Here is a 22,691-nt window from a genome sequence, read left to right on the forward strand (position 1 = left end):
ACGGAGTCCATGAAGGACGGCTCCGACGCGATCGCCGACTGGCCCCTGCTCAACGCCCTGACCGCCGCGTCCTCCGGCGCGACCTGGGTCTCCATCCACCACGGCGGCGGCGTGGGCATCGGCCGCTCCATCCACACCGGCCAGGTCTCCGTCGCCGACGGCACCGAGCTCGCCGCCCAGAAACTCGAACGCCTCCTCACCAACGACCCCGGCATGGGCGTCATCCGCCACGCCGACGCCGGCTACGACCGCGCCATCGAAGTCGCCCACGAACGCGGCGTCCGCATCCCCATGGACCCCAACCATGACGGAAACCAACTAACCAGACCCCACACCCCCAACTAACTCGCATTAGATGTCGTTATGGGACCCCAAAACGACAACAACTGCAAGCTAGTTGGGAAGGTCAACTGCACATCTGAGGAAGGATCACTTCCATGATCGAAATCGACGGCAAACGGCTGCACCTGAGCGACATCGTGGCCGTGGCAGGGGGCGGAACAAAGGTGACGTTGGCGCCGTCGGCGGTTGACCGGATGGCCGCATCCCAACGGTCCGCTCGTGCGACGGCACTGTCCCGACCCGTCTATGGGCGGTCAACAGGCGTCGGGGCCAACCGCTCCGTGGCACTGGACGCCGCGAACAAGGACGCCAACGTCCACGGCTTGAACCTCTTGCGCAGCCATGCCGTCGACGCCGGACGCGTCCTTGACCGGGAAACCGTCAGGGCCATGCTTGTCATCAGGCTCTCCCAGCTTGCCGCGGGCTCGTCCGGCATCAGCCCGTCTGTGGCCGACGCAGTGGTGGACATGCTCAACGCCGACGCTTTGCCGGAGGTGCGGGAATTCGGCGGAATCGGCACGGCGGACCTGGCCGCGCTGGCGGGAACGGCCCTCACCCTCCTCGGCGAGCGCCCCACCATGGAGGGCCAGGACGTCCCCGCGCCTCTGGACACCTGGGCCACCGAGGATGCACTTCCCTTCATCAGCTCCAGCGCGCTCACCATCGCCCAGGCCGCACTCGCCCACCAAAGACTCGCCACGCTCGTGGAAAACCTGACCACGGTGAGCGCCTTGTCCTTCGCTGCAATGTCCGGGAATCCCGAGGCACTGAGCCCTGAAGTCGCGCGGGCAGCTGATTCGCCCGCAGTCACCGAGGTGGCTGGGGTTCTGCTCGGCCTCGTGGAAGGCAGCGGTGCGCCTGCGAGGATCCAAGACCCGTACTGCTTGCGCACCCTGCCTCAGGCCCTCGGCTCGGTGGTCGAGGAGTTGGACGCGCTCGGTACCCTTTTGGAACGCTTGGTTGTGGCCGGTCATGAAAACCCCCTCGTGTTCGGTTCCGCAGAGGAGGGCAGCAATGGAGTAGCCCACCACGGCCTCTTCCAGATGACCAACCTCGCCCGCCGCATTGATGCCCTGGAACTGGCCATCGGTGCGGCGTGCGCCACGAACCTTCGGAGGATCAGCTTGCTCTGCGACCCGGCGTACACGGGGCTGCACCGATTCCTTGCGGGCGACGACGCCGGCCAGTCCGGCGTCATGATGCTGGAATACGTGGCAGCCGCAGGGGTGGGCCGAATTCGGGCCAATGCCCAGCCCGTGAGCCTGCAAACCGTGGTGCTCTCGTTGGGCGCCGAAGAGGATGCCAGCTTCGCGAGCGTGGCCAGCTCCCGCATGGATTCCACCGTGCGGGCGCTTTCTACGGTGGTTGGCATCGAACTCCTTTGCGCATCGCGGGCGCTCAGGCTGCAGGGCAGGACACGAGGAGAATTTACGAGTCCTCGGTTCCGAAAAGCCCTCGACGCCGGTCTATCGTTGCCCGCCGACGTGCAGGACCGGGATCTCCGCCCCGACGTCGATGCCGCGTCCCACCTGGCGATCCTTCCGGAGTTCGGTCACTAAGCGTGCTTAGCTATTTACTGTCGCCCCGGACGGGCGTACCTTAATATCCAAACACCGCACTGGGGAGGTGGCGTGTTTGGCTGGGTCTCTGGGGTGCCGTCGCGTTTCTTTGGTTCGCCCCGTTCTTCTCGCCGTTTTTGGCGCATTGGCGTGGTTGCTATGGCTGGCCGGTCCTTCGCAGGCAGCTAGCGTCCTGCCGACGATTCCGGCTGTCCCTGCCGTTCCCTCAGCTCCAACCATTCCCCTTTCATCCTCCCTGCTCCCGTCCCCGTTGCCCGATCCGATCGGGCCAGTGGCCCACGGCCTGTTGTCCGCCATTCCTAGTCCGACGCAAGTGTCTGCCCTTCCCGGAACCGTGGTCAGCCAACTGCCCGGCTCCACGGCGACTCGCCTTGTGACCGCGCTCACCGATCCCGCGAGCTCCTTGGTTGATACGGTGGTCGGCACAATTCCGGCGTTGCCCGGGTTGCCTTCGGTACCCCAACTGCCTCCAGGGCCGGCCTTGCCGCCGCCATTGCCGCCATTGCCTGGTGTCCTGGATCCTCCGGGACGAGGCCTTCCAATCGGCGCCGTCCCGGGCGTTCCGTTGAGGGCTCGGGCCGAAAGCGAACACGCGTTGGCATATCCCACGCTTTTGCCAATCCCCGGACGCGGAGCGGCGACGAGCATGCGGATCCCCGGATTCATTCTGGCCGACCTTGTTGTCCTGCCCCCGGCAGTGCTGGCGACGACGGAAATGCCTCAGCTTCCGGGCGGCCCTCCGCCCGGCAAACAGTTCCCTCCGGTGGCACCGCCCCAAGAGTCTGGCTCGACGTCGGAATCGCAAGGCGGCTCGGCCGCCAACGGCGCGGCGGACCTCCCTGAACAACGTGCACTGGCGCCACCGCTCCACAGCAGCCCCGTCCCCGACGGTGGGCAAGTCCCCGCAGCCGAACCTGCGTTCGATCCGGGGTCAACTCCCGACTGAACAGGTCAACCCTGTCCCCGTGGCAGGCACGACCATCTGCGCTAAACAGCGCGGGACCAAGTCTCAGTCAGGAGAAAGACAATGCAAGTCCAAACCAGTAGCAACCACGCAATCCGGGCCACGAAGACATCAACCGGCCGGATCATAGGAAATTGGCCCGACCCCATGCAGAAGGGAGGTATATAGATAGCATCGCGACAGGCGCTCAGCGCCCATAAGGGAACAAGGACGCCGGCCGCGCAGTCAATCTGACTGCACGGCCGGCGTCATGATGCTGAAGGTAGGAACGCCTCCCTTTAGAACAGGGCGTTCACCACAGCCTGGGTGAGCTGGTGGAAGATGTCGGTGCGGGCCGGGATATCGCTCTCGTCCTGGCCTTTGGTGTAGACCACGAAGGCGTAGGAGTTGGTCCCGTTGGTGAGGATGCTGGCGTCGTGGAGTTCGTCGTCGAGCAGTCCGTACTTGTGGAAAACAGTGATTCCGGCTGGCACCGCGGCGGGGATGAGCGATTCGTAGTTTGTGTTCTGCATGTAGGACAAGAGCTGTGCGGTGTCTTGCTGGTTCAACAGCTTCCCGCCGTAGAGCCCGGCCATGATGCTTGCCATTTCGCTTGGAGTCAGCGTGTTGTTCATGGGGTCATAGCTGACGCCGATCGATGCGGCATAGGACTGGAGTTCCGAAAAGCCAACCGCGTCCATGATCAAGGACCAGGAGTCGTTGTCGCTGTCCTGGATCATCTCTTTGATCTGGAATCCAGCCGTATAGTCGCCCAAGGGATCGTCAAGGGACACTGCGCCCGTTTCGACGAGGTGATAGTACGCGGCGGCAGCCAGGACCTTTGCGGTGCTTGCTGCCTCGAACGGCGCCTGGACCCCGTACTGATGGCTTGAGCCATCGGACAGGTCGATCAGGGTGACGCCGATCTGGTACTGGCTGTTCGCGTCGATGATGGCGTTGATCTCCGAGTCCAACGCGGGAGTCACGCCGGTAGCCGGCGCGGCCGGCGCTGCGGCTGCGGGAGCGGCGACGGCTGGGTCGGCGCTCGGAGTCTCGGCCGCGGTCGACGGCGGTGCGGCGGCTGCCGTCGTCGGGGCCGCTGCCGTCGGGGAGGCGGTTGGAACAGCTGCCGACGGCGTGGCGCTGGCTACCGCCGACACGGTTCGGGAGACGGATGAGCGGGCGTGCGCAGCCGAGTAGACCGTGGCCGTCAGGGTCAAGGCCAGAATGGCGGCGAAGGCTGTCAGCAAGGCCGATCGACGTCGGCGGGGACTCCAGCTGTTCCACCGACTTCTCTTTCGTCCGGACCCTTGGCCGGGACGACGGGGCTCTCGCTCTTCCATAATGAACCAACCGTAGCTACCGCAGCTATGTGAGAGCTATGAAAATCCTGTCCATCAGCCACGTGTCGCCTGGGTGAATATCAGGCGTCACGGATCGGCGAGCCCAATACCGTGAACCGGGTGCCGCCCATCTCACCGGACAGCAGTGGCATTGCCTCACTTATCGCGGCCCGGACGCTGTCCAGCTTCAGCGAACCTTGGTGTGCTTCCGCCGATTCCCAGAGTTCGCAGACAAAGACCGTGTCCGGCGATTCTTCGTTGACGCCCACCTCATAGAGGAGGCAGCCCGCGCCCCGGAGCTCCGGTTTCGGTCTGAGCAGGATGGACACAACGGCGTCGCGTTGGCCGGGTTTCGTGCCGAGGCTTCCTACGTTTGCAAAAGTCATGGGCCCATTGTGCTTCATTCCTCCGACGTTATTGGGGAATCGCGTACCGGCGGACAAAGTTGCCGAGGATCTTCATTGGTTCGGTCGCCGTGATCTTCCGGGCGTCGGCCATCAGCTGCTCAGCAGCCTCAGGCGGGAAGTATCCGGCGTGGCGATAGGTGTCGATCCGCGTGACGAGGCCTTCGGCGTCGAGCTCCGGATGGAATTGAGTGGCATAAAGGTTCTTCTTGATCCGGAACATCTGCACCGGGCAGGCGGCCGAACCAGCGAGTAGCACCGCGTGCCCCGGCAGGACCGTGCAGGCTTCCTTATGGCCGGTAAAGGCGACAAAGCGCTCGAATATGCCTTGGAGGAGCGGGTCCTGGATGCCCTCCGCTGTGAGTTTGATGGTTACCCCGCCGAGTCCTTCACCATAGGTACGGTCAATCACGGCCCCCTGGTGAAGTCCCAAGGTTCCCACTCCGTAGCAGGCCCCCAGGAAGGGAAAGTCGGCGGCAACAATCGTGTCCAGCAACTGCGCGAGTTCCTTCTCCACCCGTTTCTGGACCGGGCTCTTGTGCTCCGGCGGGTCGCTCGAAGTGAAGGGGCTGCCTCCCACGATCACGCCGGAATAGTCGGAGAGCCTGAGCGGCGGCAAGGGCCCCGCCTCCATTCGGATGCGCTGTAGCTGCTCGGGAGCGAGCCCTCCAAAACGAAGATACGCCTGGTACTCTTCCTCGGCGGCGGCGTCTTCGGCGCGAGATGCGAGCAGGAGAAACGGCTTCACAGGCTAAGTGTGCGCCCGGTACCCGTGACGCGCCAGCGTTCGGCTGAAACATCCTTTTCGGTGCGGTGAGCCGCCGTTCACGTGCGAGAAATGTCCCGAATTCCGGCCGGGTGAAAGGATTTCACCTCCGTTGACTCGGGAATCCGCGGAATCACGGGGATCCTCGCCACCCTCTCCAGGTGGCCTCGCGTCCCCGCCGGGGGGCCGTTAACATTCCCGAAACATGCCCGTCATGCGTTCTTCACGCCGAGGCAAGTTATGTAACGTCCCCGCAATTTTTCCTCGCATTGCTTGAAACACGGAACCGGAAATATTGGGCAGGGGAAGAACGGGGCCACGCTACGGCGGCCCTCCTAGGCATTCCGATAAGAAGGGAAACGCACGTGGATATCACTGCGGAAAACGTTTGGGTGATGGTGTCGGCGGCACTTGCACTGCTCATGACCCCGGCACTCGGCCTCTTCTACAGCGGCATGACCCGGGCCAAGGCCTCCCTCAACATGATCATGATGAGCTTCATCTCCGCGGGAATCGTAGGCGCCGTGTGGATCCTGTGGGGCTACTCGATGATCAGCGGCAAGAGCGTACTGGGGATCTTCGGTAACCCGTTCAGCAGCTTCGGCTCGGCGGACTTGGTCGGTTCCACCGATCTCATCAAGCTCGGCTTCAGCGCTACGTTCGCTATCGTCACCGTGGCCTTGATCAGCGGCGCTATCGCCGACCGCGCCAAATTCACTTCCTGGGTCATCTTCGTCCCCATCTGGATCACCCTCGTGTACTGTCCCTTGGCTTTCATGGTCTGGGGCGGCGGCCTGCTCAGCCCCGGCGGAGCCATCAGCTCGGTTTTCGGCCAGGTGATTGACTTCGCAGGTGGCACAGTGGTGGAAATCAGCTCCGGCGCTGCCGCGTTTGTCCTAGCGTTGATCCTGGGCAAGCGGCACGGCTTTGGAAAAGACCCGAACCACCGCCCGCACAACCTCCCCTTCATCATGCTTGGCGCCGGCCTCTTGTGGTTCGGTTGGTTCGGTTTCAATGCCGGCGCGGCCACGACGTCGGCGCAGGCCGGCTTGATCTGGGTCAACACCCTTGTAGCCCCGGCTGGTGCCATGCTCAGCTGGTTGGTCACCGAGAAGATCCGGCACGGCCACCCCACATCCTTGGGCGCCGCATCCGGCGTCGTTGCCGGCCTCGTGGCTATCACTCCGGCCTGCGCCAACGTGGCTCCAGCCGCAGCCCTTGGCCTGGGTCTGGTGGCCGGCGCAGCCTGCGCCGTGTTTGTCGACCTGAAACACAAGTTCGGCTTCGATGACTCCCTCGACGTCGTGGGCGTCCACCTTGGTGGCGGGCTCGTGGGCACGCTCGCGCTCGGATTCATCGCGCTGCCGGTAAACGGCAAGGGCGGAGGACTGTTTTACGGAGGCGGACTCCAGCAGCTCGTGGCGCAGATCGTCGCCATTCTTGTCACCCTTGCAGTATCTGGAATCATGACGGCGATCATCGCCCTGGTCATCCACAAGACCGTTGGATTCCGGGTCAGCCACGAAGCCGAGGTGGCTGGCGTGGACTTGTCAGAGCACGCCGAGACCGCCTACGAGTTCGGCAGCATGTCCCGGAGCCACTTCAACGCCATCCCTCACGTTGCCGCCCTCCCCCACGTCAACATCCCCGTCACGGCCCGAGCCGCTTCGGCAGTCCCGGTTTCAGCCCGTGCCGCCGCCGTCGCCTCGTCGCCCGCCGCCGCCGTCGAGCTCCAGCGCGAAAAGCAAACCGACCCGGCTTAGGCGAGGCGGGCATTTCCGCCACTGCAAGGGACGCGTACGCTCAATTTGTGGATATCGTCGATTTCCTCTCGGACCGCCTGAAAGAGGACGAGGCTGCGGCGCGGAAACTCCTTGGCGACCGTTCCGTGTCCGAGGCGGGCAAATGGTACGAGCGACGTCTTCTCCTGGAATGCGAATCAAAAAGAAGACTGCTCAGGATCGTGGAATCCGCGCGGCAAACGGCCTTGGCCACGATGGTTCTCGGCACGCTTGGGGACACCCCCCAGTGGATCCCGGAATCGATCGAATGGACCACGAAATCTCTGAATGCCCTCGCGCTGCCCTATTCGGACCATCCGGACTTCGAACCGGAATGGCTGGCGGAGACGTAGCCCCGGCCCGCCCATCGCGGACTAGGCTTCCAAGCACAAATCGGCAAGATCTTGCCGAAATGAGGTTTTGACGGCTTCACAACAAGCAAAATCATTACTTTCGGCAGCATCTTGCCGATCTTGGCAAAATGGTTCAGAATTGACCAAGAATACTGTCAAATCGGCAACATCGTGCCGGATCATCGGAGACTCGTGGAAGACCTAGCGGCGATTGCGGCCACCATCCGGAAAGCCCGCAAAGAGGCTGGAATCACGCAAGCTGACCTTGCCGACCTTGCCGGGACTTCCGAAAGGACCGTGCGGGCGATTGAGACCGCCACCGGAAATCCTTCGCTGGGGGCCGTCGTGGCCGTAGCCAACGCCGTCGGCCTGCACATGGCAGCAGTCTGATGGCCGACGATTTCGAGGAGTTGAAGTTCGTTCGTGCAGCGGACGTTCACAAAGGCGGCGTCCTGGCGGGCCACCTTGCCCGCACTGGCCAGGGCGGGGTCAGTTTTTCCTACGCGGCGGAGTACCTGACATCCGGTTTGCCCGCGGTTGCCAGTTCGCTGCCCGTGACGGACCATCCCGTCGAGACTCCCGCTGGCGCTCTTCCGCCGTTCTTCGCGGGCCTGCTGCCGGAGGGGCATCGGCTGAGCGTGCTCAGGGACGCTACCAAAACCAGCTTCGACGACGAACTCACCCTCCTGCTCGCAGTCGGCGCCGACGTGCCAGGAGACGTCCAAGTGGTCCCTAGCGGCGAAATTCCCACCGAACCGGCACCCCTTGCCGACACATCCAGGCCCGAGGAATTGGACTTTGCCGCCCTCGCCAATGCAGTGGACCGCCATGCCATCCCCGGAGTGCAGGACAAGGCAAGTGCCTCCATGCTGACCACGCCACTGTCTCTCCGGGGGCAGCGGTATCTGCTCAAACTCGACCCGCCCAACCACGCACACTTGCTGGTAAACGAAGCGCTGCACCTTTCCGCCGCCAAGGATCTCAAGATCCCTGTAGCGAAGAGCCATATCATCGCCGACATGCACGGGCTGCCTGGGTTGCTGGTGGAACGCTTCGACCGCGTGCAGGACAAGGATCGCTCCTGGGTGCGCCTACCCATGGAAGACGGAGCCCAGGTCATGGGCCTGCCACCGGCTTCCAAGTATTCCGTGACGTCGGAGGACGTCGCTGCTGCGCTGGCCGGGCAGTGCAAGGCCCCACTCGTGGCAAGCCGCAATCTGTACCTGCAGTTCGTCTTTGCCTGGCTGACCGGGAACGGCGATCTCCATGCCAAGAATCTCTCGATCCTCGGGGACCGGCACGGAGGATTCGTTATGGCCCCGATCTATGACATTCCATGCACGCTGTTATACGGAGACGACTCGCTCGCGTTGCCGTTGTCCGGGAAAACCAAAAACCTCAAGGCGAAGCACTGGGCCGATTTCGCGTTCGCCCTCGGCCTACCACAACGCGCCGCAACCGCCGCAAATACATTGGCCCTGTCAGCCTCTGGGAAGGTCAAGTTGGAGGACCTACCGTTCACTGGGTCACAGCTCCGAGGCGCCCTGCGGGAGTTGAGGTTCCGGAGAGGAGAGCTGGCGGGCTGACTGGCGCACCCACACTCTGAGGCCTGCTAGATCGACTGCCGGTATCCGAAGAACTCGTAGTCTTCGTTGTAGCCGCCGAATCCGCCACCCACGTCGGAGAAGTCCGCTACGAACTCGATGCCCTTGATCCATTTGACCATCTTGAAGCCGAGCTGCACTTCGTTGCGCAGCCGAAGTGGCGCCCCGTGTCCGTACGACAGCGGCGCGCCGTTCATGTCATAGGCGAGCATGGTGAGCTGATAGCCCATCTGCTCGATCGGATGCGCATCGTAGTAGTCGCCCTCATCCGGCCCCTCACCCAACGAATAGAACACCACCCACTTTGCTTCGGGTGCCGGCTTGACCAAGTCGAGGATGGCCTGCATCGACACCCCTCCCCATTTGGCTACTCCCGACCAGCCCTGGATGCAGAAGTGTTGCGTAATCTGCTCGTGGTAATCCATTGCTCGCAGCTCGGCGAGGCTCAACTCGACCGGATTGCCCACGAGCCCGTTGATGCGCAAGCGGTAGTCCCGGAAATCGTTGTCAAAGAGATTCTTGTACTCGTCGGATTCGGGATACTGGCCGTTCAGCCAGAGGCGCGGCGAGATGTCCTTCTCCGTGTACTGCCCCGGGCGTGAGTCGATGTGCTCGAACAACCGCTGTGCCGGGCCGATAAGGGCGTAACCGGCCCTCTGGACGAGCCGCGGATGCCGAATGGTGAGCGGAGTAGCAGCGACCCAGCCGACGATGATGACCACCATCGAGGCAGCGAAAATCCAGAACCCCGTCCAAGACTGGTCGTTGCGCCCCGCGTACATGTGGTTGAGGTTCTCCAGCGCCCCGGTAGTGAGAACCAGAGCCACGTGAAGGACGATGAACAACAGGAACCAGCACAGCACCAGGAAGTGCAAGGAACGTGCCATCTGGATGTTGAAGACCGAGCTGATACGCCGAAACCGCGTGGAGAGCGCCGGGGACATGCCTAGCCCGGTGATGAGGGCCAGGGGTGCAGCGATGAAGATCGTGATAAAGTAGGCGATCAGTTGCAGGCTGTTGTAGTTGGTCCATCCGCTCTCGGTAGGCCATTCCAAGGAGAGGTATTGGATGACAACCGAGATCGAGTTGGGGATGACGTCCCAGCTCAGCGGGACCACGCGCATCCACTGGCCCGTCGCGAACAACAGCACGAAAAAGACGACTCCGTTGACCAGCCATAGCGTGTCTATCCCAAGGTGCCACCAGCGCGCGAGCCCGATCGAGTGCCGTAGCCCTGGCAGGCCGACCTGCAGAGGGAGGCTGATCGAATCCTTCTTAGCCGTCCACAGTGGATCTTCGGGTACTGGCTTCTGTACCCGGAACCAATCCCGTCCCGGCGTCGAATGTCGCGTCCAATAGAGTCGCGGGTGGTCCGTGAGTATCTGTGCACCCGAACGGATGATGAAGATCAGGAAGAACATGTTGAGGAAGTGTTGCCAACCCAGCCAGGCTGGAAAGCCGACGGGGGCGCCCTCCGGCAGCTTTGAGGCTCCCGGATAGGTCTTCAGGAACGACTCGACGGGCGGCAGCCCGCGGATCCCTTTCGCGACGGCGACCGCGACGATGAGCAGCACGAAGCCGATCGGAATCAACCAGAGCAGATTGAACCACTTGGTGGGGCTGATCCGAACACGCGGGGCGATGCCGCGATCCTGCGGAAGCGAACCGGCGAAGGTCATCGGGTCGATGACGTCCTCCCCGCGCTTCAATTCACTCCGGAAGCTGCCCTCGGCACCGGGTCCGGCTTGCGACGTCGGACCCCTCCGCTGCGGGTCCTGCATCGGATCCTGCGGCATCGGTTTGTCAGCTGTCATGAGGCCGAGCCTAGACCCCGGCGGGGTTGGATGATGAAACTGGATCGTCGCCCTTGGCGAATCCACACTGTCCCGCCCCGCTTCATCAGTTCACTGATGATTTAGCTGATGGTTCCCTGCGAGTCGGACCAACGTGTTTCAGGGCTCCTAGCTTTGGGACCATGAAATTCAAAACAATCCCGGTCATCATCGGAACATTGTCTTGTGTGCTGGTCGGCAGCGCTGCGTTCGCGGCGGTCTCCACCTTCGCCGGCCCCCACGAGGACGGAACGGCAGTCACTTCAATCGGCATGCGCGTCACGCCGACCGGACAGCAGACCTCACTTGGGGACCTCCCGCTGAACTCCGCCATCTCCCCCGACGGCAAGCGGCTCGCCGTCACGAACAACGGTCAAGGCACGCAGTCATTGCAACTCGTGGATCTCGCAGACCACGAGGTAGACCAGACCATCTCCTACAAGTCCCCGGAATCCCTCTACATGGGCTTGGCGTGGAGCCCCGACGGCACCAAGCTTTACGCCAGCGCGGCAGCAAACTCGAAAATCCGCACCTACGGCTACTCCGGCGGCAAGCTGGCCGAAGGGGCGCCCATCCAGCTGCCCACCACGACGCCCGCGGGCAAGGCAGTCAATCTCTTTCCGGCCGGATTGGCGATCACGCCCGACGGCAAGCGGCTGGTTGTCGCAGATCAGCTCGCTGACGCCGTGTCCGTCGTCGACCTCGCCAATGGCAGCGTCTCGACGACTCCGGCCGGTCACCGGCCGCTTTCGGTCGCCGTTTCCCCGGACGGCACGACGGCGTTCGTCACCAACCAGGGCGCCTCGGACATCTCCGCGGTGGACATCACAGGCGCCGAACCGAAGGTTTCCCGCACCGTCACGGTGGGTCTCCATCCCAACAAATCCGTCCTGTCGAAGGGCGGCCACACGCTTTACGTTGCCAACGGCGACGACGACACCGTCTCGGTTGTCGACACCGCCGCCGGTACAAGCACGAATATCAGCGTCGCACCTGAAAAGGGCGCACCGGTGGGGACCAATCCCACCGGACTGGCCTTGGACGAAGCCGGCCACCGCCTGTTCGTGAGCAACTCCGGTAACAACGATGTCGCCGTCGTCGACCTCGCCCAGAAGGCAGTCGCTGGTGTGGTGCCCGTGGGCTGGTACCCGAGTTCGCTGGCCTTCAGCGACGGGACATTGCATGTCACCAACGCGAAAGGGCTAGGCGCCGGGCCAAACAACGGACCTGGCCACCCAAACCCCGAGTCAACCGCTCCGGCCGCCGAAAACCAGTACAGCGGATCGATGATCGTTGGCACACTGAGCAGTTTCAGCGTGCCGGAGGGCGGTCAGCTGCAGAAGGCCACCGAGCAGGTCAAAAACAACAATCGCCCGGACACCGCCGGCGGCAACATCATCCCGCGCCAACCGGGTCAAGAGAGTCCCATCAAACACGTGATCTACGTGGTCAAGGAAAACCGCACCTACGACCAGGTGCTTGGGAGCCTCGGCAAGGGCAACGGGGATCCCTCACTGAACCTCTTCGGCGATGAGTCCGCACCGAATATGCGGGCCCTCTCCAAGAAGTTCACCACCATTGACAACTTCTACGCCGATGCTGAAGTGAGCGCCAACGGATGGAATTGGGTGGCCTCTGCCAACTCGAACCCGTACGCCGAGCAGATGTGGCCGGCCAACTACTCGGGTCGCAAGGCACCGTATCCCAGCGAAGGAAATGCCCCTGAAATCGCGGCCCAACAGCCTGACAACACGTATGTCTGGCAGCGGCTCGCCAAGGCAGGCGTCAGTTTCCGCAACTACGGCTTCTACGTTTCCAATAATGCCGGCACGTTCAACGCCGCGGACCCCGTCCTGGATGCGCAGACCGACCACAACTACCACGGTTACGACCTGAACTGCCCTGATTCGGCGGGATCGTTCGCGCCGCTGAAGCCTGGCTGCGGTACCCCACGTATTGAAGAATGGGCCAAGGACTTCCAGTCCCAAGTGACATCCGGAACGGTTCCCACGGTCCAGTTCGTGCGCCTGCCGAATGACCACACCCAAGCCACCCGTGTTGGCGCCCCCACGCCAAAGGCTTATGTCGCGGACAACGACTACGCGCTCGGCAAGCTGGTGGACACCGTGTCCCACTCTTCCGCCTGGAAGGACACCGCCATCTTCGTCACGGAGGATGACGCTCAGAACGGCCCGGACCATGTGGATGCGCACCGCACCTTGGCGCTGGCCATCAGCCCCTACACCCAGACAGGGAAAGTCGATTCGACCTTCTACAGCACGGCGTCAATGGTCCGTACCGTCGGCCTCATTGCCGGCATCGGTCCGCTGACCCAGTTCGACGCGTTCGCCACTCCCATGAACGCATCGTTCACGGCCAAGCCTGACAACACGCCGTACACCGCGCTCAAGCCCAGCTACGACATGACCACCGTCAACGGGGCAAACGCTCCGATGGCCCCGCAGGTGGCCACCCAGGACACTGCCACCGAAGACAAGATCGATGAGCAGCTGTTCAATAAGTCCATCTGGCAGTCAGTGAACGGTGCTGACTCGAAGATGCCCGAACCCCAACACAGCGTGATCGGCTCCGGTTCCAGCAGCCAGCCGGCTGCGAAGGATCCTGACGGCTAGCCAGATCCTCTTTGGCAGGGCGGTCACGAGAATCGGGTGGCCGCCCTTCGCCGCGCCTGCGCTGAGCCTTGGATAAAAAACGGGCACACTCCCCTGTCAAAGAATTAGTCCAGAATCTATTCTGTTGATGGACCGGTACAAATATGGTCCGCCAGGCCACCGGCACGTCCCGGGAAGCCCATCCCGCTCCGGGGGCCGTCTCTACGAGGAGGCGTCCATGTCAACTCCCGATGTGCCAACCCGGGGGCCCGCAAGGCCCGGTCCGTATATTGCGGCCGGAATCCTGCTGGCCATCTCCATTCTGGTTCCGCTGTTCGTCCCGGCGTATTCGATTGACCAGCCGCGGCTCGCAGGTATGCCGTTCTTTTACTGGTACCAAATGCTCTGGGTTCCGATCACCGCGGCCATGGTGGGCGTCTCCTACCGGCTGGTAACCAAGGAAGACCGTCGCCGCCGCGAGGTCGCGCGGGGCGCACGCACTCGGGAGGAAGAACAATGAGCGGGCTCGCCGTCCCTCTGGCGACCACGGGGGATCGGCCCGTCAACGGCGTCGCGCTCACCGTCGTCGTCGTGCTCTTTATCCTGGTGGCGGTGCTGGGCTTCTTCGCGGCGCGTTGGCGCGCGGGCAAGGAAACGGGCCTGCACAGTCTCGATGAGTGGGGCCTCGGTGGCCGCGGTTTCGGAACCTGGGTGACGTGGTTCCTCCTGGGCGGGGACCTCTACACGGCCTACACGTTCGTAGCGGTGCCGGCGGCGATGTGGGCCACTGGCGCCGTGAGCGGTTTCTTCGCGGTGCCGTACACGATCGTGCTCTACCCGATCGTCTTCCTGCTGATGAGCCGTTTGTGGTCGGTCTCGCACCGACATGGCTTCGTCACGCCGGCGGACTTCGTTGGCGGGCGCTATGGCAGCAGGGCGCTGACGGTTGCTGTGGCCCTCACGGGCATCGTTGCGACCATGCCCTATATCGCGCTGCAACTGGTCGGCATCAAGGCGGTGCTCACCGTGCTGGGTCTCGGGAGCGCTGAGAATGTGCTGCTGACTGACTTACCGCTGATCATCGCATTCGTGGTCTTGGCCGCCTACACCTACACCTCGGGCCTTCGGGCGCCGGCGCTCATCGCCGTCGTGAAGGACCTGCTGATCTACCTCGCGGTCATCGTCGCTGTGATCTACCTGCCGATCAAGTTCGGGGGCTGGGACAACATCTTCGGTGCAGCCCAGACGAAACTCGACGCCGTCAGCCCGGCCACGGGCAAGCCCGCCGGCGTCTTCATCCCGGGTGCCGCCAGCTATTCCGCGTACTGGACGCTGGCCCTTGGCTCGGCCATGGCGTTGTTCATGTACCCGCACTCGGTCACTGGAGTCCTGGCGACGAAGAGCAGGAACACCATCCGCAAGAACGCCGCGGTCCTTCCGCTGTATTCGCTCATGCTGGGATTCCTTGCCCTCCTGGGTTACGCGGCCATCTCTGCGGGCACCAAGCCGATTGACCTGAACGGTGCCGTCAATCCACAGCTTGTAGTTCCGCAGTTGTTCCTGGACAACTTCCCCTCGTGGTTTGCAGGGATCGCTTTGGCGGCTATCGCCATCGGCGCCTTGGTCCCGGCGGCCATCATGTCGATCGCTGCCGCCAACCTGTTCACCCGCAATATCTACCGCGACCTGATCCGGCCCGACGCCGACCCACGGCAGGAAGCGAAGGTCTCCAAGATCGCCTCGCTCGTGGTGAAGTTCGGGGCGCTGATCTTCGTCATCGCCATGGACCAGTCCGCCGCCATCAATATGCAGCTCCTCGGCGGTATATGGATCCTGCAGACCTTCCCGGCGATCGTGGCTGGGCTCTACACCCGATGGTTCCACCGCTGGGCGCTGTTCGCAGGGTGGGTCGCCGGGATCATCTACGGCACCGTCGCGGCATACAACGTGGTCAACCCCGTGACGAAGGCCAACTTCGGCGGCTCCATCGCCGCCATCCCGGGCACCAATGTGCAGGTCTACATCGCGGTCGTCGCGTTTGCCATCAACCTCATTGTTGCTGCCGTCCTATCGCTGGTCTTCCGCGCGATGAAGCTCCCCGACGGGAAGGACATCACCCGGAACTCGGACTACGGGGCTGACGAGGACGATCCCAAGGTTGCCCAACTCCAACGCGAGTACCCACTGGGCGAAACGGGAGGTCCAGCGTTCTGAGTGGATCTGTGCGCTAGCGCTTCATCGACATTGCCACAGCAGCGATATCCCGCGGCGTCGTCCGGCACGAGCGCCAGCAGGGCCTCAGCCTCCGCGAAGGAAGGCAGTGTCTCACAGGCCAGCAGGTCCACCTCCGCCCCCACGAGCGCCCCGATGCGCGGCCGGTGGAACTCCTTGAACTCGCGCTGGGTGAGGACGTAGTCGCCCCGATACTCCGGTGGCGAGAGCACCATCCACTGTCAGGTTTGCACCCGAATCGAGCAGGCACGACAAGCTGGCGCTGCGGCTGCCCTTGCTTTCCATAGCTTGACCCTACGATCCTTCTCCCGGGTTTGTTTGCCTAGGCTGGTTGGCGGAGTTCTCGTTGGTGGCGCCCACGAAACAGGTCCCCGAAATAGTGTGCCGCCATGACGGGCGGGTCTCCGTTCAAACGCGTTCCTGGCAGGGGTGGTGCTGTGGATCGGTAGGTATGTCCGGTGGGGGTGCGGATTTCGAGGACATGCCGCCCGCCGGGGCTGGTTCTTGCTGTCCTGGTTTTTGCTGGTCTGGTTTGTGCTGTCCAGCCGGGGAGTTCTTTGGTGTGGTTGCAGGCTTCGCATAGGCCCGCCCCGTTGGCCAGAGTGGTGGGTCCGCCGTTTTGCCAGGGGATGATGTGGTCGAAGTGCCGGATCGGTGCGTCGCAGTAGGGGGTTCGGCAGGTGTCGTCGCGGGCCTGGATGAAGCGCCGCATCCCTGCCGGGTACAGCCGGGCCCTGGAATCCGTGGCGACCAGTTCCCCGGTCCCGGGGGCGGTGAAGAGGCGGCGGAGCCAGACTTTGAGATCGGGGTCCCCGGACCCGCCAGCTAGGTCCTGCCCGGGTTCGGTTTGGCCGCGCCTGCTGCCGGGTCCTTCGGCGAGCAGTGTCCTCGCCCAACCCGCGGGCACGATCCCGTAGCCGGGGAGCCGGGCCGGTTCGCTCTCGCCTTGGAACAGGGTGCGGTCGGTCATGACGAGCTGGACCTCAACCCCGCTGATCCCGCCGGGGGTGCCGGTGGTGCGTTCGACGAGCGCGTCGGCCATGATCTGCCCCCGGGTCCGGGTGTCCCCGGTTGAGCGCAGGGTGTCGGCGTGCCGGGTCAGGGCCGCGTGCACGGCCACGCCTTGGGCGACGGGAAGCAGGGCGGTCAGGTAGGTCATGGTGTCCGGGGCCGGGCGCAGGGACACGTGACGTTCCTCGGCGGCACGGGCCGAGCGTTGCGTGACGGAGCGGGGGTCGCGCCGGTAGGCCGCGGCCCGCGCCGCGGCGATGATGGCCTTGTCTCCGGCGCCGTCGAAGGTTCCGGTGTCGGCGGCGAGTTCCTCATCCACGGCGCAGCGGTCTTCGGCGGACAGGCAGGCTGTTTCCTTCACCAACAGGGTGGCGCGCCATTCGTTCAGCTGTCCCGATTCCAAGGCGGCCAGGGTGCGCGGCATCTCTGTGACCAACGCCTTCGCCAGTCCGGAGAGCCGGGATCCGCGGGCGGGCGACTCCCGCCGGGCCAAAGCCACCTGGGCGGCCACGCCGCGGCCGCGTTCGTCGGTTGGCACACCTGCCGCCGCCTCGGCGCTGCGCTGGGCGGCATCGAACGTGACAGCGATCCGGGCCTGCGCGGCTGAGGCCGCTGACTTCAGATCCTCCAGGCCACGCAACAGGTCAATCAATTCGGCCGTGTCGGCAAGTTCAGCGAAGCCGCCATGTTCGGTGCCGCCGGACGGCGCAAAGGCAGCGGCCGGGCGAAGCGATCTCACGGCATCGATCAACTCGCGCACCCGGAGGCACGGGCCAGCAGCCTCCGGAACCGCGTCGCCGGTTGGCGCGACCGCTCCGATCAGCTGTGTTCCCCGATTGCCATCCATAGGAAAAGCTTCGCAAAGGGGTCTGACATTATTAGGCCCGAGAACCACGCCCGGGCGAAAAATCTTGGGAAGGGGCCCGGTTTTTTGGGGTGGGCCAGCGAAGGGCACCAGACAGCCCGGCCGTCGCCCGGGCCACTGATAGGCGTAGGCTATCGATCGATTCGGAAGTCCAGCCAGAGGAGCCCCATCATGGACACACGAAAACTAAAGTACTTCCTCGCCGTCGTCGACCATGACGGGTTCAACCGCGCCGCCGAGCATCTGCTGATCGCACAACCGTCGCTTTCCCAAACCATCGCGAGCCTCGAGAAGGAAGTCGGCGTTCCGCTGTTCCACCGCATCGGCCGCAGGGCGGTCCTCAGCGAAGCCGGCAAGGAATTGGTCGGGCCGGCCAGACTCGTCATGCGGGACCTCGACGCCGCACAATCAGCTGTTCAGTCACTCCGAGGCATCAGGAGCGGCCGGCTCGACATCATCACTATGCCTTCGCCGGGCATCGAGCCGCTGACGTCTATGATCGCCGCCTTCACCAAGGTCTACCCCGCAGTCCGGCTCAACGTCAGTGCTGCCTTCACGCCCGAAGAAGTGACCGAATCAGTCCGGAACGGCAGCTCCGAAATCGGGCTGGCCGGCTCGCCTACGCCCATCTTGGTCCCCGGCGTCGAGGTCCTCGAACTCGAAAAACAACCGCTCATCCTGATCGTCAACCCGCAGGCCGACACCTTCGGCGCCGAGCAATCGGCCATCCAACGTGAGGATCTCGGGGGACAGCGCATCATTGCGAGCCAGCGAGGCTCCCTCATGCGTTGGCTCGTGGATGATGCGCTGGCGCACGGCGTACAGGTGGAGATCGTCGTCGAAGTCGCCCACCGGACCTCCATCTTGCCCCTCGTTTTGGCGGGCGTCGGGCACGCGGTGATGCCGTCGTCGTGGGCTCCTACCGCGCACAAAGCCGGCCTGCGCACAATGCTCATCGAACCAGTGAGCCACCTGGACGTCGCGGTGCTCAGCCGCAAGGACAACCTCACTCCCGCGGCCAAGGCGTTCTTGCAGGTCGCTGCGGAGCAGACCGAAGATTAGCGCGCTCTACTGCAGAGAAAAGATAGGCGCTGCCTATCAGCCGTATCGAAACTAAGTCTTGGACGCCACCTACCGGCCGCCCGTCTACTTGAAGAGGAAGGCAGTGTGACTCTGCTAACAAACTCAACGAGGAGGTAGGCATGAGCGCCACCCAGAAATTCAGCATCGCATCAATCCCCGCAGACGGCGTCGGCAAGGAAGTTGTCTCCGCAGGCCGCCGCGTCCTGGACGCCCTGGCCGCAAACTCCAACGGCAAGTTCGCCTTTGAATGGACCGAATTCCCGTGGGGCTGCGGCTACTACGAGAAGACCGGCCAGATGATGGACCCCAAGGGCCTGGACGCCCTCAAGGACTTCGACGCCATCTACTTCGGAGCCGTCGGCTGGGAGAACGTCCCGGACCACATCAGCCTCTGGGGCCTGCGCCTGAACATCACCCAGAACTTCGACCAGTGGGCCAACATCCGCCCGGTCAAGTTCCTCCCCGGTATCGAGTCCCCGCTCCGCAAGGCTGACAACACCGAGCTCGACTGGATCGTTGTCCGCGAAAACAGCGAAGGCGAATACGCCGGACTTGGCGGACGCAACCTGAGCGGTCGCGGCCCGGGCAACGAAGTTGCGCTGCAAACCGCGCTGTTCACCGAGAAGGGCTGCGAGCGCATCATGCGTTTCGCGTTCGATCTCGCACGGACCCGCACGGTCAAGAAGGTCTCGTCCGTCACCAAGTCGAACGCCCAGCAGTACGGCATGGTCCTCTGGGACGAAACCTTCAACCGCGTCGCCCTCGACTACCCTGACGTCCGGACCGAGAGCGTCCTGGTTGACGCCATGAGCGCCAAGTTCATCCTCCACCCGGAGGAATTGTCGGTGGTGGTCGCGTCCAACCTGAACGCCGACATCCTCTCGGACCTCGGCTCGGCACTCGCCGGCAGCCTTGGCCTCGCCGCGAGCGCCAACCTGAACCCGGAGCGCCGCTTCCCGTCGATGTTTGAGCCGGTCCATGGTTCCGCACCGGACATCGCAGGCAAGGGCATCAGCAACCCCATCGGGGCCATCGCCAGCGCCGCGTTGATGCTGGACCACTTCGGCCTGCACGAAGAAGCGCGCCTGGTCGAGGCGGCCATCGAACAGACCACAGCCGCCGGATTCTTGACCCGCGACGTCGGCGGCGAAGCCACCACGGACGACGTCACCGAAGCGATCATCAAAACAATCAGCCACAGCCTCGCCGCCGTATAACGTCCGGTGACGTTCGACGGCGGCCGGCCGGCCGCCGTCGTACGCGGCGTTTCCCCTCCCAACGGTCGCAAGCCCGCGTCGGGATTCCGGGACGCCGCTTACCCTCCAACTTTCTCCACAGACATTCCACAATGAGGTAGGAATCATGGAACACATCAACAAAGCCGGCGCAGCTCCGGCACCCAAGACCCGGCGCGTCAAAACAGCGTGGTACCGGCAACTGTATTTCTGGGTTCTGACCGCCATTCTCATTGGCGTCCTGCTCGGCTGGCTCGCGCCGACCGCGGGCATCGCCATGGAACCGATCGGGACCACGTTCGTCAATGCCATGAGGATGCTCATTGGCCCGATCGTCTTCCTGACAATCGTCGGCGGGATCGCGAGCGTAGCGGACCTGAAGAAGGTCGGAATGACGGGCCTGAAGGCCCTCACGTACTTCCAACTCGGCACCATTTGTGCGCTCGTGTTCGGCCTTGTCGCGATCAACATCTTCCGGCTGGGCGAGGGCGTCAACGCCGCGGCCGGCACCATCAAGACCACTGATGCCGCCGCGAAACTCATCGACGCCGGGGCGCACCAGGAATGGTGGCAGTTCCTGACCAATATCATCCCCACAAGCATGGTCCAGCCCTTCATTGCGGGCGATATTCTCCAGATCATCTTCATCGCGGTTGTCTTCGGCATCGCGTTGAACGCGATGGGCAAGCTTGGCGCGCCCGTGCTCGACGGCGTGCAGCGGCTCACCGGTGTGATGTTCAAGATCCTGGGCTTCATCATGAAGGCTGCGCCGCTGGGTGCATTCGGCGCCATGGCCTTCGCGGTCGGCAAGTACGGCGTGTCCTCCCTGACCAGCATGGGTGGGCTGATCGCACTCTTCTACGTCACTTCGATCCTCTTTGTCGTGGTGGTCCTTGGCTCCGTCATGGCCTTCCTGAGGCTCAACATTTTCACGATGATCAGGCACTTCAAAGAGGAATACCTGATCATTCTGGGCACCTCGACCGCCGAACCTGCACTGCCGGGCCTGATGCGCAAACTCGAGCACGCAGGGGTTAAGAAGGAGACCGTGGGGCTTGTTGTCCCTACCGGCTACAGCTTCAACCTCGACGGCGCCGCGATCTACCTTTCCCTGGCCGCCGTATATATCGCCCAGGCCACCAACACGCACCTGAGCATCGGCCAGCAGTTGGGGCTCATCGCCGTCATGCTGCTTACGTCCAAGGGTGCTGCAGGCGTCGCGGGCGGCGGTTTCATCGCCCTCACCGCAACGTTGGCCACCATCGGTACCATCCCGGCCGCGGGCATTATGCTCATCTTCGGCATCGACAAGTTCATGTCCGAATGCCGCGCCCTCGTAAACTTCACCGGCAACGCTGTCGCGACGCTGTTCATCGCCTGGTGGGACCGCACCCTCGACGCCGACCGTGTCCGCTGCGTCTTCGCGGGCGAAGTCGTGGAGCCGATTCAGGCGGTTGAAATTCCCGCGCCCGCTACCGCCGTCGAGCCTTTTCAGCCCGCCGACCGCCGTCCCGCCTACTCAGAATCCATCTGACATGAGCAACGCAACTGCCCCGATGAGCGTCCTCATCGCGCCCGACAAGTTCAAAGGCAGCCTCACCGCCGGCGAGGTGGCGGACGCCCTGGCAACAGGGCTCCGTTCCGCCGGAGCGGTGCAGTGTGAGCTGCTGCCGCTGGCGGACGGAGGTGACGGCAGCGTGGATGCCGCCGTCGCCTCGGGGTTTGCCCGCCACGCTTTGGTGGTCCCGGGGCCGACCGGACAACCCGTCAAGGCGAGCATCGCGTTCGACGGCGTCACTGCTGTTGTGGAGGTGGCGAATACTTGCGGTTTGGGACTGTTGCCGGACGGGCGGCTCTTGCCGCTTGATGCGTCGAGCCGAGGCTTTGGCGAGGCTGTTCTCTTTGCCCTTTCGTTGAGGCCGGCGCGGATCGTGCTGGCGCTGGGCGGAAGCGCGAGCACCGACGGAGGAATGGGCATGCTCACCGCCCTGGGCTTCCGTTTCCTCGATGCTTCCGGCCGTTCTTTGGAGGGCAACGGGCGGAACCTTGGGCTTGTTCATTCTGTGGATGCGCCTCCTGGGCTGATTGGTGTGGAGCTGATTGTCGCGAGCGATGTGCATAACCCACTCTGCGGGCCGGACGGTGCGCCGGCGGTTTTCGGTCCGCAGAAGGGCGGATCGCTTGCGGATGTTGCAGCGCTTGACGCCGGTCTGACGCACTTTGTCTCTGTGCTCACTTCGGGCGGGTTTGAGAGTGCGGCGTCGCTTGCCGAGCATCCCGGCGCCGGAAGCGCCGGCGGGATCGGCTTTGCGTGCCTGTTGCTTGGCGCTTCTCAAGTATCCGGGGCGGACTACTTCCTGGACCTCCTGGACTTCGACACCCGCAAGGACGGCTGCGACGTCGTCATCACGGGCGAGGGCAGCATCGACGAGCAGACCCTCGCCGGAAAGCTGCCGGCCGCCGTCGCGCGCCGCTCGGGCACCCGGCCGATCATCGCCGTCGCGGGCCGCTCGTTGCTGCCGCGGGAGCGGTGGCCCGAGATGTCGCTCTCGCGCGTCTACACGCTGACGGACTACACGGATCTGGACTCGTCGAAGGATCCTGGGCTTTCGGTGGAACTGCTGCGGCGGATCGGGCGGGAGATTGGGGAGGGGCTTGGGCGCTTAGGTGGCACGTAAACAGACACGCCCGACTTCCGTGATCTC

Annotated in this window: 18 protein-coding genes and 2 pseudogenes; 14 read left to right on the forward strand and 6 right to left on the reverse strand. The window is 63.8% G+C overall.

Features of this window, described 5'->3' with window-relative positions:
• The 3 genes and pseudogenes from AC3WJU_RS19075 to AC3WJU_RS19085 form a co-directional block, all read left to right on the forward strand.
• Positions 1-345 (forward strand): annotated as a pseudogene (locus tag AC3WJU_RS19075) (urocanate hydratase); the annotation flags it as partial.
• Positions 346-437: 92 nt separating this feature from the next.
• Entirely contained in the window at positions 438-1,901 is a 1,464-nt protein-coding gene (locus AC3WJU_RS19080) for an aromatic amino acid ammonia-lyase (protein ID WP_492260579.1), read from the forward strand.
• 334 nt (positions 1,902-2,235) lie between these two features.
• A complete protein-coding gene (locus AC3WJU_RS19085) occupies positions 2,236-2,868 on the forward strand; it encodes a hypothetical protein (RefSeq protein ID WP_492260580.1) in 633 nt (210 codons plus the stop codon).
• Between the two features lie 296 nt (positions 2,869-3,164).
• On the opposite strand, the gene AC3WJU_RS19090 is transcribed toward AC3WJU_RS19085, so the two are convergent.
• From AC3WJU_RS19090 to AC3WJU_RS19100, 3 genes are all read right to left on the reverse strand, one after another.
• Positions 3,165-4,115, reverse strand: a complete 951-nt coding sequence (locus AC3WJU_RS19090) for a serine hydrolase (RefSeq protein WP_492260581.1) — start codon at positions 4,113-4,115, stop codon at positions 3,165-3,167.
• Positions 4,116-4,288: 173 nt separating this feature from the next.
• Positions 4,289-4,594 carry a putative quinol monooxygenase gene (locus AC3WJU_RS19095; protein ID WP_059389390.1) on the reverse strand — a complete coding sequence of 102 codons (306 nt, stop codon included), beginning with the start codon at positions 4,592-4,594 and terminating at the stop codon, positions 4,289-4,291.
• A 28-nt stretch (positions 4,595-4,622) separates the two neighbouring features.
• Positions 4,623-5,360: a glutamine amidotransferase gene (locus AC3WJU_RS19100; RefSeq protein ID WP_492260582.1), complete on the reverse strand. Its 738-nt coding sequence runs from the start codon at positions 5,358-5,360 to the stop codon at positions 4,623-4,625.
• Positions 5,361-5,743: 383 nt separating this feature from the next.
• On the opposite strand from AC3WJU_RS19100, the gene AC3WJU_RS19105 reads away from it, so the two are divergent.
• The 4 genes from AC3WJU_RS19105 (at position 5,744) to AC3WJU_RS19120 (ending at position 9,098) form a co-directional block, all read left to right on the forward strand.
• Positions 5,744-7,141 carry an ammonium transporter gene (locus tag AC3WJU_RS19105; protein ID WP_492260583.1) on the forward strand — a complete coding sequence of 466 codons (1,398 nt, stop codon included), beginning with the start codon at positions 5,744-5,746 and terminating at the stop codon, positions 7,139-7,141.
• A gap of 47 nt (positions 7,142-7,188) precedes the next feature.
• Positions 7,189-7,512, forward strand: coding sequence for a DUF6221 family protein (locus tag AC3WJU_RS19110; protein WP_492260584.1), 324 nt, complete (start codon positions 7,189-7,191; stop codon positions 7,510-7,512).
• Positions 7,513-7,704: 192 nt separating this feature from the next.
• Entirely contained in the window at positions 7,705-7,902 is a 198-nt protein-coding gene (locus tag AC3WJU_RS19115; RefSeq protein ID WP_284992068.1) for a helix-turn-helix transcriptional regulator, read from the forward strand.
• Positions 7,902-9,098 (forward strand): type II toxin-antitoxin system HipA family toxin, encoded by a 1,197-nt coding sequence (locus tag AC3WJU_RS19120; protein ID WP_492260585.1) that lies wholly within the window; start codon positions 7,902-7,904, stop codon positions 9,096-9,098. Before AC3WJU_RS19115 ends, AC3WJU_RS19120 begins: the two co-directional genes overlap by 1 nt.
• A 26-nt stretch (positions 9,099-9,124) precedes the next feature.
• Here AC3WJU_RS19120 and AC3WJU_RS19125 read toward each other — a convergent pair whose 3' ends face one another.
• Positions 9,125-10,930 carry a molybdopterin-dependent oxidoreductase gene (locus AC3WJU_RS19125; RefSeq protein ID WP_307053937.1) on the reverse strand — a complete coding sequence of 602 codons (1,806 nt, stop codon included), beginning with the start codon at positions 10,928-10,930 and terminating at the stop codon, positions 9,125-9,127.
• Positions 10,931-11,091: 161 nt separating this feature from the next.
• On the opposite strand from AC3WJU_RS19125, the gene AC3WJU_RS19130 reads away from it, so the two are divergent.
• From AC3WJU_RS19130 to mctP, 3 genes are all read left to right on the forward strand, one after another.
• Positions 11,092-13,581 carry an alkaline phosphatase family protein gene (locus AC3WJU_RS19130; protein ID WP_492260586.1) on the forward strand — a complete coding sequence of 830 codons (2,490 nt, stop codon included), beginning with the start codon at positions 11,092-11,094 and terminating at the stop codon, positions 13,579-13,581.
• Positions 13,582-13,798: 217 nt separating this feature from the next.
• Positions 13,799-14,080 (forward strand): DUF3311 domain-containing protein, encoded by a 282-nt coding sequence (locus AC3WJU_RS19135; RefSeq protein WP_284992064.1) that lies wholly within the window; start codon positions 13,799-13,801, stop codon positions 14,078-14,080.
• Complete coding sequence (gene mctP, locus AC3WJU_RS19140; RefSeq protein WP_332602959.1) at positions 14,077-15,774, forward strand: monocarboxylate uptake permease MctP; 1,698 nt, start codon at positions 14,077-14,079, stop codon at positions 15,772-15,774. The genes AC3WJU_RS19135 and mctP overlap by 4 nt, the downstream gene beginning before the upstream one ends.
• Before the next feature lie 59 nt (positions 15,775-15,833).
• Here mctP and AC3WJU_RS19145 read toward each other — a convergent pair.
• Together AC3WJU_RS19145 and AC3WJU_RS19150 are read right to left on the reverse strand one after the other, a co-directional pair.
• Positions 15,834-15,989, reverse strand: a pseudogene (locus tag AC3WJU_RS19145) (homocysteine S-methyltransferase family protein); the annotation flags it as partial.
• Positions 15,990-16,114: 125 nt separating this feature from the next.
• Complete coding sequence (locus AC3WJU_RS19150; protein ID WP_492260587.1) at positions 16,115-17,650, reverse strand: HNH endonuclease; 1,536 nt, start codon at positions 17,648-17,650, stop codon at positions 16,115-16,117.
• A gap of 189 nt (positions 17,651-17,839) precedes the next feature.
• Between AC3WJU_RS19150 and AC3WJU_RS19155 the strand changes: the two genes are divergently transcribed.
• The 4 genes from AC3WJU_RS19155 to AC3WJU_RS19170 all read left to right on the forward strand — a co-directional run bounded on the left by AC3WJU_RS19155 (position 17,840) and on the right by AC3WJU_RS19170 (position 22,664).
• Positions 17,840-18,730, forward strand: coding sequence for a LysR family transcriptional regulator (locus AC3WJU_RS19155; RefSeq protein WP_492260588.1), 891 nt, complete (start codon positions 17,840-17,842; stop codon positions 18,728-18,730).
• A gap of 140 nt (positions 18,731-18,870) precedes the next feature.
• Complete coding sequence (locus AC3WJU_RS19160) at positions 18,871-19,968, forward strand: tartrate dehydrogenase (protein ID WP_284991939.1); 1,098 nt, start codon at positions 18,871-18,873, stop codon at positions 19,966-19,968.
• 145 nt (positions 19,969-20,113) lie between these two features.
• Complete coding sequence (dctA, locus tag AC3WJU_RS19165) at positions 20,114-21,520, forward strand: C4-dicarboxylate transporter DctA (protein ID WP_492260589.1); 1,407 nt, start codon at positions 20,114-20,116, stop codon at positions 21,518-21,520.
• Between the two features lies 1 nt (position 21,521).
• The gene (locus tag AC3WJU_RS19170; RefSeq protein ID WP_492260590.1) at positions 21,522-22,664 is read left to right on the forward strand and encodes a glycerate kinase; all 1,143 of its coding nucleotides are present in this window, start codon (positions 21,522-21,524) and stop codon (positions 22,662-22,664) included.
• Positions 22,665-22,691 lie beyond the last annotated feature (27 nt).

Source organism: Arthrobacter sp. FW306-1B-F12A, assembly GCF_058781865.1.